Below are 14,893 nucleotides of genomic sequence, written 5' to 3'. Positions count from 1 at the left end.
TTTGTGTTCGATAACCTGTCCAATCTCCAGAGAACCAATCAAGCCGATTGGCATAATGCTGGCTAGACGCTGGCAAGTTTGCTTGTAGATTCTGAGAATTATCATATTGCGTCAGATAACGATACTCAGGTAAACGGCTATCTAGGACACTACCGCGTATTTCAATCAATCTATTTTGCTCATCTTCAGCGACGGATCGAAACATCAGAATCGTTGGCAGCATAGGCATGGTTTTGATACGAGTGATATTGTTGATATTAGCCGCTGCTAGCGTTTGCTTAGCTTTGTCTTGAGCATAATATTTTAAACCTAGCGATAATAATAAATAGCTACTACTGACAACGAGCATCCACAGCGCAAAACGCTGACAATTTGCGAGTAAACCTTTTTTAAAAATACCAAGATTACGCCCCTTTATGATTCCAATAATCATGGCGATAAGCAGCGGCAAAGTATAAAGCGGATCGATAATAAAAATGGAGGCAATGCTAAAAGGGGTCAGCGCTAACGACTCTTGCAATGGCCACAGTAGTTGTGTGCCATAAACGGTAAAGCTGTCTAAGATCGGATGGGTCGTCAGTGCTAAAGTCATGGCAGCAGCTAAGCGTTTACCCGAGTAGGGCAGAGGTATACCGTGCCATTGATGATAGCGAGTAATCAACCATGAGCCGATTAATCCGACAGCAGTTAGGACAATGAGCGAATGACTAAAACCGCGATGGTAGGTCATGTTGCTAATGGGATCACCGTAGCGAATAAGTACGTCCAAATCTGGTAGCGTGCCGAGCATTGCACCGTATAGATAGGCTTTGCGACCTTGGTATTTACCGAGGAGTGCGCCTTGGACGCTCGCACCTAGGACGATTTGACTGAGTGAATCCATTGGTTTTGACTGGCTCTTTCAGAAGATTTTAGGAATAGGTTTGTGGGTTGTAAGTATTTAAAAATTAGTTTTTCATCTATAGTTATTTTTTAAAATCAATTTTTGTTTTCGGATAATATGAATTTGCATAGTGGTTTGCTGGGCTAAAGCCACAGCCTACAAAGAGCTTATGTTTATAATCCTACAATACTTCAAACCCAAACTTACCCAGCGCTTCTCGTAGCATCGCAATATTATAATAAGCATGCGCATTGACGGTGTTTTGAAAGAAGATATATAACGTATCGAAATGCTGGCGCTGATTGGCGATCGCTTGTGCCCAGTCCTGCATTTCCGCCTCAGTGTAGCGATAATCATGACGGTCGCTCGCACTCATCGCATCCCACCAGCCCGTATTATTGCCGTGCATCCGCAGATAGCCAGTGCGCTGGGTAAATATCAATCGCGAAGGCGGTAGACCATTGACCTTAGGGTAGTCGACGCTACACCAAATGAGACCTTGCTCTGTAAAGCTATCGACCACTTGCGGGGTGTGCCAGCCATTATGACGAAACTCGACCGCTAGCGGATACCCGCCAAACCAGCTGACGAGATTGGCAAGATACAGCCTATGCTCGCGCGTACGATCAAAGCCATGCGGGAATTGCAATAATAATGGCGCTAAGCAATCGGCTTCAATGAGTGGCGTTAAGGCGGTGAGAAAAGCCCCAGCATGTTCCGCTGTGCCGCGTCTAGCATGAGTGAAGTCTTGATGCAATTTGACTGCAAATTTAAGCTCACTATCTGCTTGCACATAAGCTTTATTGACCATGCCCGCAAAAGCCTTTTGCCCGATAGGCGCATAAAAGGTGCTGTTAATCTCCACCGCGCCGTATTGCTTGGCGTACTCCCGCAAAAAGTCAGTCTTTTTGGTGCCTTGAGGATAAAGTGTGCCTAGCAAGTCCGTATCGCTATAGCCGCCAGTGCCAAGATAAATGGTAGGAGTAGAGCGCTTGTCCATGTTAACCACTCTTCGATGATTTAGTTTTTTGACATTTATAAGGCTATTTTTTTCTAGCCCACAACCATTCTATAAGGGCTAACAGGGCGTTGCTGTTATCGTCTATTAGCTCACGAGTAATAGCGCTGCGCCCGTTATCGAAGAGCGATTGCGCGTAGTCTTTGGCAGCGTCTACGCCCATGAGTTTGACGTAGGTGGATTTGTCTAGTTTTTCATCGCTGCCAGCAGGTTTGCCCAAATCATTAGTATTGCCAGTCACATCCAAAATATCATCTTGCACTTGAAAGGCCAGCCCAATGTGCTGCGCGCAGTCTTGTAGTGCCATACGCTCTTGCGCGGTCGCACCGGCACAGATACCACCCATGAGCATAGCGGCTTCTATCAGCGCACCTGTCTTGTCACGGTGAATGGCTTCTAACTCACTTTGGGTGATACTAGCGCGGGCTTCGGCATTGAGATCAAGCATTTGTCCTGACACCATACGCCGCGCACGCGGCGCAAATACTGCTGACATCATGCTGGCAAGCGTCGCATCAAAGGGTGCAAAGGTTGGTATTTCAGCGCTTAACACTTCAAAAGCTAGCGTTTGGAGTACATCGCCTGCTAATAGTGCGGTGGCTTCATCAAAGACAATATGAGCGGTGGGCTGACCACGGCGCAGCTCGTCATCATCCATACAAGGCAAATCATCATGTACTAAGGAGTAGGTATGCAACAGCTCAACTGCTAGCGCAGCCCGCCTACACATATCATAGCGCGAGTCATAATCTAGGATATTTTCTAAGCCGCTGTTTTTTGAGTCATCGCTTGCCAAACCGCCATCCATCGAATCAATATTTATCAAATCAGCGCCGACTACATTCTCATCATCCTTTGTGCCGCCCTCATAAATATTGGCAAAACTACTAGCGACCAACAGTGGGCGCACAAGCTTTCCCTGACCTGTCATGACATAGCGACAAGCGTCATTAAGCGGACTTGGCAGCTTAGCATAGGCAAATAAGGTATCAATATCTTGCGCCAAATGCGCGCGCACCGCGTTATAAAAATCATCAAAATTACTAAAGGGAACAAATTGAGGTGCTAAGGATGGTATAGAGGACATAGGTAAATTCAACCACTAAATAGAGAGATAAAAAGCTGTCGCTGCTAGTGTAACATGATAGATATAAGGGCAAGTATAAGCGCTTTGATAACGTCAGATTTTGGATATTGTATTTCGCTTTATAAGGTACGCGCGAGAGCTAACTTTGGTTACGTATTATCGATTTAAATTGTCATGTAAATGTGTTCTGATAAGGGGTCGCCTGTTGGTAAGAGCCAAGCACATTACGAGTATTATTAAATTAATTTCAGTGTACAAGTATTCACATAAAGGATATCGCTGATCAAGTAAACGGCTCGTCTTATTTAAGAGTGACTTACGAGTGCGGTTTTAGCTTGTGACAGTTAGGGGCACAATCCCCTACACTAATTGACGGTACAAGCCAGTCAAGAGCACTAATTGACGATACAAGACCGCCGAGGGCACACGTTAGCGATACAAGCTAATCAACAGCAACAGCTGCTCTAAATTTTTGTGCGTTAAATAATAAAAGATAATCACGTTGTACGCCAAATATCCCATTTATAAGTATAAGTGGGTTTTATGGCTGTATTATTACTCTAATCACCAATAAGTCGCGGATGACTATTACCGTGTTTATTAGGTGACTTTCATCACACCGCTTTAAACGTAGCAAGGAGTTTCAAATGGTATACCAAGGAAATCGCATCACGGTCAGCATGACTGAGGACGGCATTGCTAATATGCAATTCAACGCTGAAGGTGAGAGCGTTAATAAGTTCGATACCGAGACCAACAAACAATTTGGCGAAGCAATCACTGCGCTTGAGAATTCAGACAATGTTAAAGGTTTGATTGTCACTTCAAGCAAAGGCGTGTTTATCGCAGGCGCTGATATCACAGAGTTCGTCGCTTCATTCAAAAACCCAGAAGAAGATATCAAAGCTTGGGGCATCAAAATCAACGGTGATTTCAACCGTTTTGAAGATCTGCCTTTCCCAAAAGTTGCTGCTATCAATGGCGCCGCACTTGGTGGCGGTTGTGAGATGACACTGGTTTGTGAATACCGCGTCATGAGCGAAAAAGCCATCATCGGTCTACCAGAAACTCAGCTAGGTATTTTCCCAGGATTCGGTGGTACCGTGCGTAGTACGCGCGTCATCGGTATCGATAATGCACTAGAATTAATTGCAACGGGTAGCCCCAAAAAACCAGTTGACGCCTTAAAACTTGGTCTCGTTGACGCGGTCGTTATCGCTGATGACTTGCAAGATGCGGCCACTGACTTGGTCAAAAAATGCATCTCAGGTGAGATTGATTGGCAAGCCAAGCGTGAAGAGAAGCTAAACCCTGTTAAGCTCAATCAACTTGAGCAAGCGATGGCGTTTAATAGCGCTAAAGCAATGATCTTTGCCAAAGCTAATCCTAAGCAGTATCCTGCGCCAGCACTTGCTATCGAAGCGATTGAAAAGCATGTGAACTTGCCACGCGACGAAGCCATTGAGGTCGAAGCCACTTACTTTGCAAAAGCGGCGAAAACTCCGCAAGCTGAGAGCTTAGTCGGTCTATTCTTAAGTGATCAATTGGTCAAAAAACTTGCCAAAAAGCACAGCAAGCTGGCACACGATATCTCTGAGGCTGCCGTATTAGGCGCAGGTATTATGGGCGGCGGTATTGCTTATCAAGCGGCGAGCAAGGGTTTGCCAATCATCATGAAAGATATCAAATCTGAGCAATTAGATTTGGGCATGGGTGAGGCCAGCAAACTACTTGGCAAAATGGTCGAACGCAAAAAGATGACTCCAGCCAAAATGGGTGAAACGCTTAGCCGTATCCGTCCTACGCTAAACTACGGTGATTTTGGTGATACTGATATCGTTATCGAAGCCGTCGTCGAAAACCCTAAAATCAAGCGCTCAGTACTAAAAGAGGTCGAAGGCTTAGTTAAAGAAGACGCGATTATCGCCTCTAACACCTCAACCATCTCTATTACTTACTTAGCAGAAGCACTGGATCGTCCAGAAAACTTCGTTGGTATGCATTTTTTCAATCCAGTAAATCGCATGCCGCTCGTAGAAGTTATTCGCGGCGAAAAGTCCTCTGAAGAAGCGATTTCAACGACCGTTGCCTTGGCGACAAAAATGGGTAAAGTGCCTGTTGTGGTCAATGATTGCCCAGGCTTCTTGGTTAACCGTGTGCTATTCCCATATTTCGGTGCGTTTGACTTACTACTTAAGCAAGGCGCGGACTTTGTCCATGTGGATAAAGTCATGGAAAAATTCGGCTGGCCAATGGGTCCGGCCTACTTAATCGACGTCGTTGGTTTGGACACAGGTGTCCACGGCGCAGAGGTTATGGCAGAAGGGTTTCCTGATCGCATGAAGCCTGATTATAAAGGCGCTATCGAGCATCTTTATGAGAACAAACGCTTGGGTCAAAAGAACGGCGTTGGCTTTTATAAATACGAGATGGACAAGCGCGGCAAGCCGAAAAAGAGCGCTGATGATGCCACTTATGAGCTTCTAAAAACTACGACTGATAGCGACAAACAAGAGTTTGATGATCAAACCATCATTGACCGTACTATGCTTGCTTTTTGTAACGAGACGGTACGCTGCTTAGAAGACAATATCGTAAGCACGCCATCAGAGGCCGATATGGCGATGATTATGGGCGTTGGTTTCCCGCCATTTCGCGGTGGCCCTTGCCGTTATATCGACCAGATGGGTCTAGATAACTACTTGGCACTATGTGAAAAATACGCGCACCTTGGCAAAGCTTATGAAGCCCCGCAAAAGATTCGCGATATGGCCGCTGCAGGCGAAACGTTTTACGCTACTGCATAGTCTCTATTTGAGATAACGTATTAGGATAAGTGCCGTAAGTCTGTTCATTTATAAAAAATAGATCCTTACGGCCACTCACAACATTAAAAAGGAAAGTAGTATGACAACTTTAAGTCCAAATGACGTGGTCATCGTAGACGGCGTGCGTTCAGCCATGGGTAGAACCAAAAACGGTATGTTTCGCCACGTTCGCGCTGATACGATTTCAGCTGAGCTGGTTCGTGCTTTAGTAGAGCGCAATGACTTCGATACCAATGACGTCGAAGACATTATCTGGGGCTGTGTCAACCAAACCCTAGAACAAGGCATGAATATTGGTCGTAATATTGGTCTGCTCGCTGGTATTCCAAAGACCACTGGTGGTCAGACGGTCAACCGTTTATGCGGCTCATCAATGCAAGCTTTGCATACAGCAGCGGCGCAAATTATGACGGGTCAAGGTGATACCTTCATCATTGGCGGCGTTGAGCACATGGGTCACGTCGGTATGATGCATGGCATCGATCTAAACCCAGCGGCCTCTAAGCATTATGCAAAAGCCTCAAACATGATGGGTTTGACTGCTGAGATGTTAGGTCGTATGAATGGCATTAGCCGCGAGCAGCAAGACGCCTTTGGTCTTGAGTCGCATCGCCGCGCTTGGGAAGCGACGACTGAAGGGCGTTTTGACAATGAAATCATCGGTATTGAAGGCCATGATGAGCAAGGTCGCTTGCAATTATGCACGGTCGATGAAGTGATTCGTCCAGACGCCACCATAGAGCAAATGCAAAAACTGCGTCCCGCCTTTGATCCTAAAGGGGGTACGGTCACAGCAGCAACCTCATCAGCACTCTCTGATGGTGCTTCAGCGATGCTCGTCATGAGCGCGCAAAAGGCCAAAGACTTAGGTCTCAAGCCACGTGCGCGTATCCGTAGTATGGCAATCGCGGGTTGTGACGCGGCGATCATGGGCTATGGCCCTGTACCTGCCACCCAAAAAGCACTAAAGCGCGCTGGTTTAGAGATCAATGATATGCAGACTATCGAGCTCAACGAAGCTTTTGCTGCGCAAGGTTTATCAGTACTAAAAAACCTTAACTTGCTAGATAAGCAAGACATCATCAACGTCAATGGTGGTGCGATTGCTCTTGGTCATCCGCTAGGTTGTTCAGGTGCGCGTATCACCGTTACACTACTCAACGCAATGGAGCAGATGGATACCGAAGTCGGTCTTGCGACCATGTGTATCGGTCTAGGTCAAGGTATCTCTACTATCATTGAGCGTGTGTAAGCTTTTAAGTCAGTTATAATAGTCTATTAAGAACCCCTAGTCCTTCTGGCTAGGGGTTTTTTTATTGAGCTTTTTTATATACAGGCGTGAGTGACAAGTTGTTAATCGCGATTATCATCATTGACCCTATCAACAAAATATGACTAAATAAGAGGACGCATAATTATTATTTAAAATAGCTCAAAAACCGCTTGGCTGGTCGCGCACTGCTACCGCCGTACAAGGAGTGTACTATGTCCACTATGATTACCGATCGCACTTATCGTATCGCTCGCGAAAATACGCAGGCTATGATTATCGATGTACAAGAGCGTCTAACGCCGCACATCTATGATCATGAAAACATCGTCAAAAAGACGGTAACTTTAATTAAAGGCTTACAAGCATTAAACATTCCGATCATGCTCAATGAGCAATATAAAAAAGGACTGGGTGAGACGCTACCTGAAGTTAAAGAAGTATTAGAAGGCAGTAATGCTAAGGGCTTTGAAAAGGTCACCTTTAGTGCTTGTGATAACGATGATTCTTGGCATCATCTTGCGCAGCAAAATCGTAGTATTGTCTTACTGTTTGGCGTCGAAGCTCATGTTTGCGTCCTACAGACGGCGCTTGATCTGCTCGATAACGGTATGCAGCCGGTCATCATCGGGGACGCCGTCGGTTCGCGCTATCCTTATGATAAAAAACAAGCTATTCGCCGTATTCGCCGTGCTGGTGGAGTAATTACTACCGTTGAGACTATTTTGTTTGAGCTGTGCCGTAGTAGTCAAGATCCGGCGTTTAAAACCATTAGCAATTTAATTAAGTAGAGGCTTTACCTAAATTCATCGCTAAAAGCTTGAGAATACTTATGTCATTAGCAACACCAACACTTGCCTCAACTTCTACTGTCGATGAGATAACAGAGTTTTTATTAGAATTAGATGCCCTAAAACGAGTCGACCGCCGCAGTTACGTGACAGGTACGACGCGCCGCGAAAACTCAGCTGAGCACTCTTGGCATTTAGCCATAGCGTGTTGGTCAATTGCAGAGACGTTTGAGTTAGCTGTTAATCATGAGCAGCTACTCAAAATGGCACTGGTACATGATTTGGGCGAGATTGATGCGGGCGATACTTTTTTGTACGCTGACACTCGTAGTCAGGCGCACATCGATGAGCGTACTGGTATTGCGCGTTTGCAAAGCGAGCCTGGCAATGGTATCGCCAATTTAAGTGAGGTGTGGGAGGCGCAAGAAACGGGCAGTAGCAAAGAGGCTCAGCTTCTCAAGGTGGTCGATCGGCTATTGCCGTTTTTACTCAATCTAAATACTGAGGGCCAAACTTGGCTTGAGCTTGGTGTCAGTCGTTCGCAGGTTGCTAATGCTCATGCATTTATTGAAAATAGCTTCCCGATGATTCACGACTGGCTATCCAAACAAATTGATTATGCAACTGAGCAAGGCTGGCTGATTGATCGATAAACCAAGATAGATATCATCTTCATAATATCGGACGCGGCACGAGGGAGGAAAATATCCTTTTTGCTTATCCTATTCATAAACACTTTCGCTATTAGCTTGGCTCTATTTTAGTGCTATTGACGGACTTAGATGGCTAGCAGCTAGCATCAAAGCTTAGTTGTAGTTTGTTGCACGATCTGTTGTACTTGTACAAAATCAGCATGGCGCACGTCTTTGCCGCTGGTACAAAATATCACTAATTCAGCGATATTGCGCGCATGATCACCCACGCGCTCTAGCGCTCGCAGTACCCATAATATATTGATGACCTTGGACACATGACGGCTGTCCTCCATGATATAAGTCATCAAGGCGCGAGTGGCTGATTGATATTCTTCATTGACCGCATCATCGCTTTGTAATACCGAAAACGCTTGCTGAGGATTCATCTGTGTAAAGGCACCCAAAGCATCAAGTAGCATAAGGCGCACCTGATTGGAGAGATGTTGCACCTCCAAATAGCCTCTAGGTGAAGCGCCGTTTTCGATCAATTGACACGCCATGCGCGCAATCTTGCTAGCCTCATCGCCCACCCGTTCTAGATCGACCACGCCTTTACTAAGCGCCATGACCAGACGTAAGTCATTGGCTGCTGGTTGGCGCTTGGCAACCAAGAGTAGGATTTGCTCATCTATCGTAATCTCTAACTGATTGATGCGCTGATCATCAGCGATGACTTTTTTCGCTACTGGCTCATCCGCTTCTATTAACGCTCGCGTAGCTATGGTGACTTGCTCGGCAGCCAGATGTCCCATCTGCATAAACAAATCGACCACGTCATGTAATTCATTATCAAAGCTTTTGGATAGATGTTTTTCAGTGATTGGCATAATGGCTCTCTGAGTCATATAGATTGTCGACAATGGAGGTACGAGCAAAAACTAGCTTTGCTAGCAGTAACGATTAATTTAACCATAACGACCAGTAATATAGTCCTCGGTCGCTTTTTGCGCAGGAGTGGTAAATATCTGATCCGTCGCACCCATCTCTACCATATCACCTAGATACATATAGGCAGTATAATCTGAAACACGCGCCGCTTGTTGCATGTTATGGGTGACGATAGCGATGGTATAGTCGTTTTTTAAATCAGTAATCAGCTCTTCGATAGCCCCTGTCGAGATAGGATCGAGCGCGGAGGTTGGCTCATCTAATAGCAGGACTTCAGGCTTGGTGGCGACCCCACGTGCAATACAAAGCCGTTGCTGCTGACCACCCGACAGCGATAATCCTGAGGCTTTGAGCTTGTCTTTAACCTCCGTCCATAGCGCCGCCTTTTTTAGTGCCCATTCAACGCGCTCATTCATCTCTGACTTGCTCAGCTTCTCATACAGACGCACGCCAAAAGCGACGTTATCATAAATGGACATAGGGAAGGGAGTTGGTTTTTGAAACACCATCCCGACGCGCGCCCGCAATAGATTAACGTCCAAATCTTTATCTAAGATATTTTTGCCATCAAGACTAATTTGACCCTCTGCATGCATATTTGGATATAAGTCATACATACGATTAAAGGTGCGTAGTAACGTTGATTTGCCGCAGCCTGAGGGGCCAATGAACGCTGTGACCTTTTTTTCTGGAATGTCGATATTGATATTTTTTAATGCTTGAAATTCACCATAATAAAAGCTTAAATCACGAATAGCTATTTTGGCCGCTGGCATGTTATCAGGCATATCTGCTATCGTTTGCTGCGTGAAGCTTGCTTTATCTGGCTGCTGCTGTTGACCTTTGGTCATCGACGGCGTTAGCAGATTGCGTGTGCTGATAGTCTCTGTTTGCTGCACTTTTTTTCTTTCCAATACATCAGTCATCGTGTCACCTCTCTATTTTTTGTTTGATCAAATGAAGGTTGCTATAGGTTTTAATGCGCCTCAACGCGCCATAACGTTATGCGCTATCGAGTATGGTCTCTGCCACCGATTGAGCGTGCGACAATATTTAAGGTTAATACCGTACCCGTAATCAGTAGTGCCGCTGACCAAGCCAGTGCATGCCAATTGTCGTACGGACTCATCGCAAATTGATAAATGGTGTTAGGCAGGTTAGCCATGGGTCCTGTCATATCAGTACTAAAATACTGGTTGTTCAGCGCAGTAAATAGTAGGGGCGCGGTCTCACCTGTGATGCGCGCAAAAGCTAAGAGCACGCCTGTGGTCAGACCCGCTTTAGCCGCTTTTAGCGTGACCGTACTGACCAGCTTCCATTTCGGTGTGCCTAGGGCATACGCCGCTTCGCGCAGGGTATTGGGTACGAGATTGAGCATGTTTTCAGTGGTGCGCACAACGACAGGAATCACAATCAGCGCTAATGCCACCGCACCTGCCCAACCCGAGAAGCTTTGCCCTTTGACCATCAGCGCATAGACAAACAGACCGATAACAATTGAGGGCGCTGATAATAAAATATCATTCAAAAAGCGCGTCACTTTACCTAACATACTGCCATGCGAGAACTCTGCTAGATAAATGCCTGCCATCATACCTATCGGCGCACCAATCGCAAGTCCTGAAAAGGCGAGCATCATAGAGCCAACGATAGCGTTGCGCAGACCACCTGCGCCCATAGGCGGCGGCGTATCTGCCGTAAATATGGGCATAGTGACCAGACCTTGAACACCCTCGGTGACAAGCGTTAGCAAAATCCACGAGAGCCAAAATAAACCAAAGCCCATAGCCAATAGCGCAAATCCAAGCCCTAGTTTGTTAATCAAGCGGCGCTTGTTATATAAATGCTGGTTATAGCGAGCATCAAAGCTTGCAGCGGGCTTAGTAGTCACAGGCACTGAGGTCATAAGGCATTTATCCTTTTGGGTTTAATAGTGATACTTTGTTCTAAAACATTATCGGCTGTAGCGCTTATGCATTTAACTCAAGTGCCCGCTTTTTGATCAATACGCATCAGCATTAATTTGGATATCGAGAGCACGATAAAGGTAATAACAAACAGAATCAGCCCTAAATGTAACAAGGATGCTAAGTGCAACTCGCTTGATGCTTCGGCGAACTCGTTGGCTAACGCTGAGGTAATCGTGACCCCAGAGGTGAATAGACTAGGACTGATATTAAAGGCATTACCGATCAAAAAGGTCACTGCCATTGTCTCGCCTAAGGCGCGACCCAAACCCAAAATCACCCCACCGACCACGCCCGTTTTGGTATAAGGTAGAATGATTTTGAACATGACCTCCCACGTAGTAGCGCCCATACCGTAAGCGGATTCTTTAAGCAAGTCAGGCACGACTAAGAACACATCACGCATGGTCGCCGCGATAAAAGGAATAATCATAATGGCGAGCACTAAGGAGGCGGTAAACATCCCTAATCCCATCGGTGCACCCGCAAATAGCTTGCCAATGATAGGCAGTGGCCCGATATGTTCGATAAACCAAGGCTGAATATGATCGCCAAAGAAAGGCGCGAAGACAAACAAACCCCACATACCATAAATGATAGAAGGGATGCCCGCGAGAAGCTCAATGGCAATGCCTAATGGCTTCTTTAAAAAGGTAGGGCATAGCTCAGTCAAAAAAATAGCAATACCAAAACTTACAGGCACCGCGATACAGATAGCGATAAAGGAGGTGACCAGCGTGCCATAAATAGGCGCGAGCGCACCGTACTGATCGCCGACCGTATCCCAATTATTACTGGTATAAAACCCAAGTCCAAACTCGCTGATACTAGGCCATGCGCCCACTATTAATGAGAGTAAAATACCGCCAAGCGACAATAGCACCAAGATAGCAAAAGCTTTGGTCGCAGTGACAAAAATTGCATCCAAGCGTTTTTGTTTTGCCAGTTGGAATTTTAGATCTGCCATAACAGTCTCAATATTTTAATAAGTTTAACAATAGAGATGACTAGGTGTTCGTCTAAAGGTTTGAGGTGTAAACAGGCTGGCCTTCGCTATCGACAACCTCGCTCCATTTCGCTTTGAACAACGTCACGGCGTTATCAGAGAAGGGCACATAATCAAGCGCTAGCGCATCTTCATCACCTTGGCTATACGCCCAGTCAAAGAAGGCTAAGACGCCTGCGACTTGCTGCGCATCTTTTGGTTGCTTGTGCACTAAAATAAAAGTCGCCGCGGCGATAGGCCATGCTTGTGCGGTCTCAGAATTGGTAATGACTTTGTAAAAGCCTTCTTGTTGTGACCAGTCGATGTCACCTGCTGCGGCAAAGGTGTCGATAGAAGGCTGTACGACATTACCCGCGGCATTTTTGAGCGCGACGTGTGACATGCCGTTTTGCTTGGCATAGGCATATTCAACGTAGCCGATTGAGTTATTCATACGCGTCACATAGCTGGCGACGCCTTCGTTACCTTTACCGCCTGCGCCCGTAGCTGAGGTTGGCCATTTGACAGTCTTATCCACGCCAACATTGTTATTCCAGTCGCTAGATACCTTGGCCAAGTAATCGGTAAAGTTAAAGGTCGTGCCTGAACCGTCCGAGCGAAACACAGTAGTGATTGCTGCATCAGGCAGCGCCAAATCTGGGTTCATGGCTTTGATAGCAAGGTCATTCCAGTTGCTAATTTTGCCCAGATAGATATCGGCTAAAGTGTCACCATCTAATTTTAATTGACCAGGCGCTATGCCTTTAATATTAACCACAGGAACGACGCCACCGATCACTGTTGGGAATTGAATTAGACCAGCTGCATTTAGCTCCTCTGGTGTCATAGGGGCATCGGACGCCCCAAAATCGACCGTATTGGCAATGATTTGTTTGATACCGCCCGACGAGCCAATCGACTGATAGTTGACTTGACCACCCGTCGATTGATTATAAGCGTCTGACCACTTGGCGTAGATAGGCTGCGGAAATGAGGCGCCCGCTCCAGTGATACTCATAGATACGTTTTCGCTAGCGCCAGCAGCATTATTGCTCTGAGCGGCAGCCGTATCATTCGTTGACTGACTACAAGCGCTTAAGCTAAGTACGCTGGCGAGGGCGACGACTAAAAATGAGTAACGCATAACGGCTCCTAAAAATGACTGGTTTATGAGTGATTATCTTTTATCAAAAAAACGTGATGAATATGCTTGGCATGATGTGTGAATCAATAAGCACATCATGCCAAGCAAATATGACAATTTGATGACATTGATAATATTTAAGCAAAAGAGAGTTAAAAATTGACAGAAGTTAGGGCATGTCCCTTATCTAGAAAAGTAAGTTCAACACGCTCTAGAGTTTCTATACAAGCCTGAAAAGTTGCCAGCGCCAAAGGCAATACTAGGATCGATATAACCTTTAAATGATGCCAAATAAAAAAGGCACTTATTTATGCATTTGTTTAAAGGTACTTAGATTTAAAGAGATTTAGATTTAAAGGGATTTAGATGAGTGAGTAGGGCTGAATTTGGAGGAGGGCGCAGTTTACGAGAAGGCAAGAGCAGCTAACAAAGTCTAAATACAAGCCCATTACTTTGTTAGCTTATATAGTGAATATAAGTTTAAAGATTTGCTTATGGACGGCTATAGCTATTATCATATCAACGCAGTATTTTAAAAAGAAGACAATACCCTAAATCGGAGAAAACAATGATTACCCATGTCCCTGATGTGACTTTTAAAACTCGTGTTCGTGATGACTCTATTGGAGGAGATAACCCATTTACTTGGTATGACCTAACCACAGATGAGCTATTTGCCAATAAAAAAGTGGTGGTGTTCTCACTACCCGGTGCCTTTACACCCACGTGTTCGACCAGCCATCTGCCTCGTTATGAAGCGCTTTACGATGAGTTTAAGGCGTTAGGCGTAGATGAAATCGTTTGCGTTTCTGTCAACGATGCGTTCGTCATGTATCAATGGGGTCTCAAGCAAAACCGCGAAAACGTTTTTTTGCTGCCTGATGGTAATGGTGAGTTCACTCGCAAAATGGGCATGCTCGTTGATAAGAGTAATCTGGGCTTTGGTATGCGCTCATGGCGTTATTCGATGCTTGTCGACAATAAAGCCATCAAAAAAGTGTTTAAGGAACCTGATTTTGGCGACAATTGCCCAATAGATCCGTTTGAAGTATCAGATGCAGACACTATGCTTGAGTATTTAAAAAGTAATGCTTAAATACTAGTCTCAAATATCAGTCCTCAAACACAAGAAAAAAAACTGCGTCGTCCTTAAATATAAGGGCTACGCAGTTTTTTATGGTTTTTAAGACTGTCTATCGCTGATTCGAGCTAGCCTAGAAGGGATCATGCTACATTAGAAATAGCATATATACTTAGGTAGCTACACTTAGGTAGCACGCCTCACTAGTATCATATTTCAGACTTTCCTAGCAATTGCCCCATTTGTACGGTTGAGC

13 protein-coding genes are annotated in these 14,893 nt (G+C 45.5%); 5 read left to right on the top strand and 8 right to left on the bottom strand.

What is annotated here, in order from left to right; genetic code table 11:
* The 3 genes from ACTXGO_RS04305 to ACTXGO_RS04295 form a co-directional block, all read right to left on the bottom strand.
* On the bottom strand, window positions 1–883 hold an 883-nt coding region (locus ACTXGO_RS04305; protein WP_443573461.1), incomplete at its 3' end, for a metal-dependent hydrolase.
* Window positions 884–1,064: 181 nt separating this feature from the next.
* The gene (locus ACTXGO_RS04300; protein WP_443573459.1) at window positions 1,065–1,883 is read right to left on the bottom strand and encodes a DUF72 domain-containing protein; all 819 of its coding nucleotides are present in this window, start codon (window positions 1,881–1,883) and stop codon (window positions 1,065–1,067) included.
* A gap of 43 nt (window positions 1,884–1,926) precedes the next feature.
* Window positions 1,927–2,988 carry a polyprenyl synthetase family protein gene (locus ACTXGO_RS04295; RefSeq protein WP_443573458.1) on the bottom strand — a complete coding sequence of 354 codons (1,062 nt, stop codon included), beginning with the start codon at window positions 2,986–2,988 and terminating at the stop codon, window positions 1,927–1,929.
* Window positions 2,989–3,635: 647 nt separating this feature from the next.
* Here ACTXGO_RS04295 and fadB point away from each other — a divergent pair.
* The 4 genes from fadB (at window position 3,636) to ACTXGO_RS04275 (ending at window position 8,530) form a co-directional block, all read left to right on the top strand.
* The gene (gene fadB, locus ACTXGO_RS04290) at window positions 3,636–5,795 is read left to right on the top strand and encodes a fatty acid oxidation complex subunit alpha FadB (RefSeq protein ID WP_443543291.1); all 2,160 of its coding nucleotides are present in this window, start codon (window positions 3,636–3,638) and stop codon (window positions 5,793–5,795) included.
* Between the two features lie 100 nt (window positions 5,796–5,895).
* Window positions 5,896–7,068 carry an acetyl-CoA C-acyltransferase FadA gene (fadA, locus tag ACTXGO_RS04285; protein ID WP_317200547.1) on the top strand — a complete coding sequence of 391 codons (1,173 nt, stop codon included), beginning with the start codon at window positions 5,896–5,898 and terminating at the stop codon, window positions 7,066–7,068.
* 233 nt (window positions 7,069–7,301) lie between these two features.
* The gene (locus ACTXGO_RS04280) at window positions 7,302–7,877 is read left to right on the top strand and encodes an isochorismatase family protein (protein WP_317200548.1); all 576 of its coding nucleotides are present in this window, start codon (window positions 7,302–7,304) and stop codon (window positions 7,875–7,877) included.
* A gap of 41 nt (window positions 7,878–7,918) precedes the next feature.
* On the top strand, window positions 7,919–8,530 hold the full coding sequence (locus ACTXGO_RS04275; RefSeq protein WP_443573455.1) for an HD domain-containing protein: 612 nt from the start codon (window positions 7,919–7,921) through the stop codon (window positions 8,528–8,530).
* Between the two features lie 146 nt (window positions 8,531–8,676).
* On the opposite strand, the gene phoU is transcribed toward ACTXGO_RS04275, so the two are convergent.
* The 5 genes from phoU to pstS all read right to left on the bottom strand — a co-directional run bounded on the left by phoU (window position 8,677) and on the right by pstS (window position 13,556).
* Entirely contained in the window at window positions 8,677–9,399 is a 723-nt protein-coding gene (gene phoU, locus ACTXGO_RS04270; RefSeq protein WP_435949725.1) for a phosphate signaling complex protein PhoU, read from the bottom strand.
* Window positions 9,400–9,477: 78 nt separating this feature from the next.
* Window positions 9,478–10,386: a phosphate ABC transporter ATP-binding protein PstB gene (gene pstB / locus ACTXGO_RS04265; protein WP_443543298.1), complete on the bottom strand. Its 909-nt coding sequence runs from the start codon at window positions 10,384–10,386 to the stop codon at window positions 9,478–9,480.
* 83 nt (window positions 10,387–10,469) lie between these two features.
* On the bottom strand, window positions 10,470–11,366 hold the full coding sequence (pstA, locus tag ACTXGO_RS04260) for a phosphate ABC transporter permease PstA (protein ID WP_443543300.1): 897 nt from the start codon (window positions 11,364–11,366) through the stop codon (window positions 10,470–10,472).
* Window positions 11,367–11,443: 77 nt separating this feature from the next.
* Entirely contained in the window at window positions 11,444–12,394 is a 951-nt protein-coding gene (gene pstC / locus ACTXGO_RS04255; RefSeq protein ID WP_443543302.1) for a phosphate ABC transporter permease subunit PstC, read from the bottom strand.
* Window positions 12,395–12,446: 52 nt separating this feature from the next.
* Window positions 12,447–13,556, bottom strand: a complete 1,110-nt coding sequence (gene pstS / locus ACTXGO_RS04250; RefSeq protein ID WP_443543304.1) for a phosphate ABC transporter substrate-binding protein PstS — start codon at window positions 13,554–13,556, stop codon at window positions 12,447–12,449.
* A gap of 568 nt (window positions 13,557–14,124) precedes the next feature.
* On the opposite strand from pstS, the gene ACTXGO_RS04245 reads away from it, so the two are divergent.
* Entirely contained in the window at window positions 14,125–14,652 is a 528-nt protein-coding gene (locus tag ACTXGO_RS04245; RefSeq protein WP_435949720.1) for a peroxiredoxin, read from the top strand.
* Window positions 14,653–14,893 lie beyond the last annotated feature (241 nt).

The sequence above is a fragment of the Psychrobacter sp. T6-1 genome (genome assembly GCF_052258445.1).
Note: the sequence above shows the minus strand (reverse complement) of the source record. Positions and strands in the feature narration are given on the sequence as shown.

Bases quoted from the DNA above. Each gene is read 5' to 3' on its own strand.
- ACTXGO_RS04300 (WP_443573459.1), bottom strand. From the start codon at position 1,883: ATGGACAAGCGCTCTACTCCTACCATTTATCTTGGCACTGGCGGCTAT.
- ACTXGO_RS04295 (WP_443573458.1), bottom strand. From the start codon at position 2,988: ATGTCCTCTATACCATCCTTAGCACCTCAATTTGTTCCCTTTAGTAAT.
- fadB (WP_443543291.1), top strand. From the start codon at position 3,636: ATGGTATACCAAGGAAATCGCATCACGGTCAGCATGACTGAGGACGGC.
- fadA (WP_317200547.1), top strand. From the start codon at position 5,896: ATGACAACTTTAAGTCCAAATGACGTGGTCATCGTAGACGGCGTGCGT.
- ACTXGO_RS04280 (WP_317200548.1), top strand. From the start codon at position 7,302: ATGTCCACTATGATTACCGATCGCACTTATCGTATCGCTCGCGAAAAT.
- ACTXGO_RS04275 (WP_443573455.1), top strand. From the start codon at position 7,919: ATGTCATTAGCAACACCAACACTTGCCTCAACTTCTACTGTCGATGAG.
- phoU (WP_435949725.1), bottom strand. From the start codon at position 9,399: ATGCCAATCACTGAAAAACATCTATCCAAAAGCTTTGATAATGAATTA.
- pstB (WP_443543298.1), bottom strand. From the start codon at position 10,386: ATGACTGATGTATTGGAAAGAAAAAAAGTGCAGCAAACAGAGACTATC.
- pstA (WP_443543300.1), bottom strand. From the start codon at position 11,366: ATGACCTCAGTGCCTGTGACTACTAAGCCCGCTGCAAGCTTTGATGCT.
- pstC (WP_443543302.1), bottom strand. From the start codon at position 12,394: ATGGCAGATCTAAAATTCCAACTGGCAAAACAAAAACGCTTGGATGCA.
- pstS (WP_443543304.1), bottom strand. From the start codon at position 13,556: ATGCGTTACTCATTTTTAGTCGTCGCCCTCGCCAGCGTACTTAGCTTA.
- ACTXGO_RS04245 (WP_435949720.1), top strand. From the start codon at position 14,125: ATGATTACCCATGTCCCTGATGTGACTTTTAAAACTCGTGTTCGTGAT.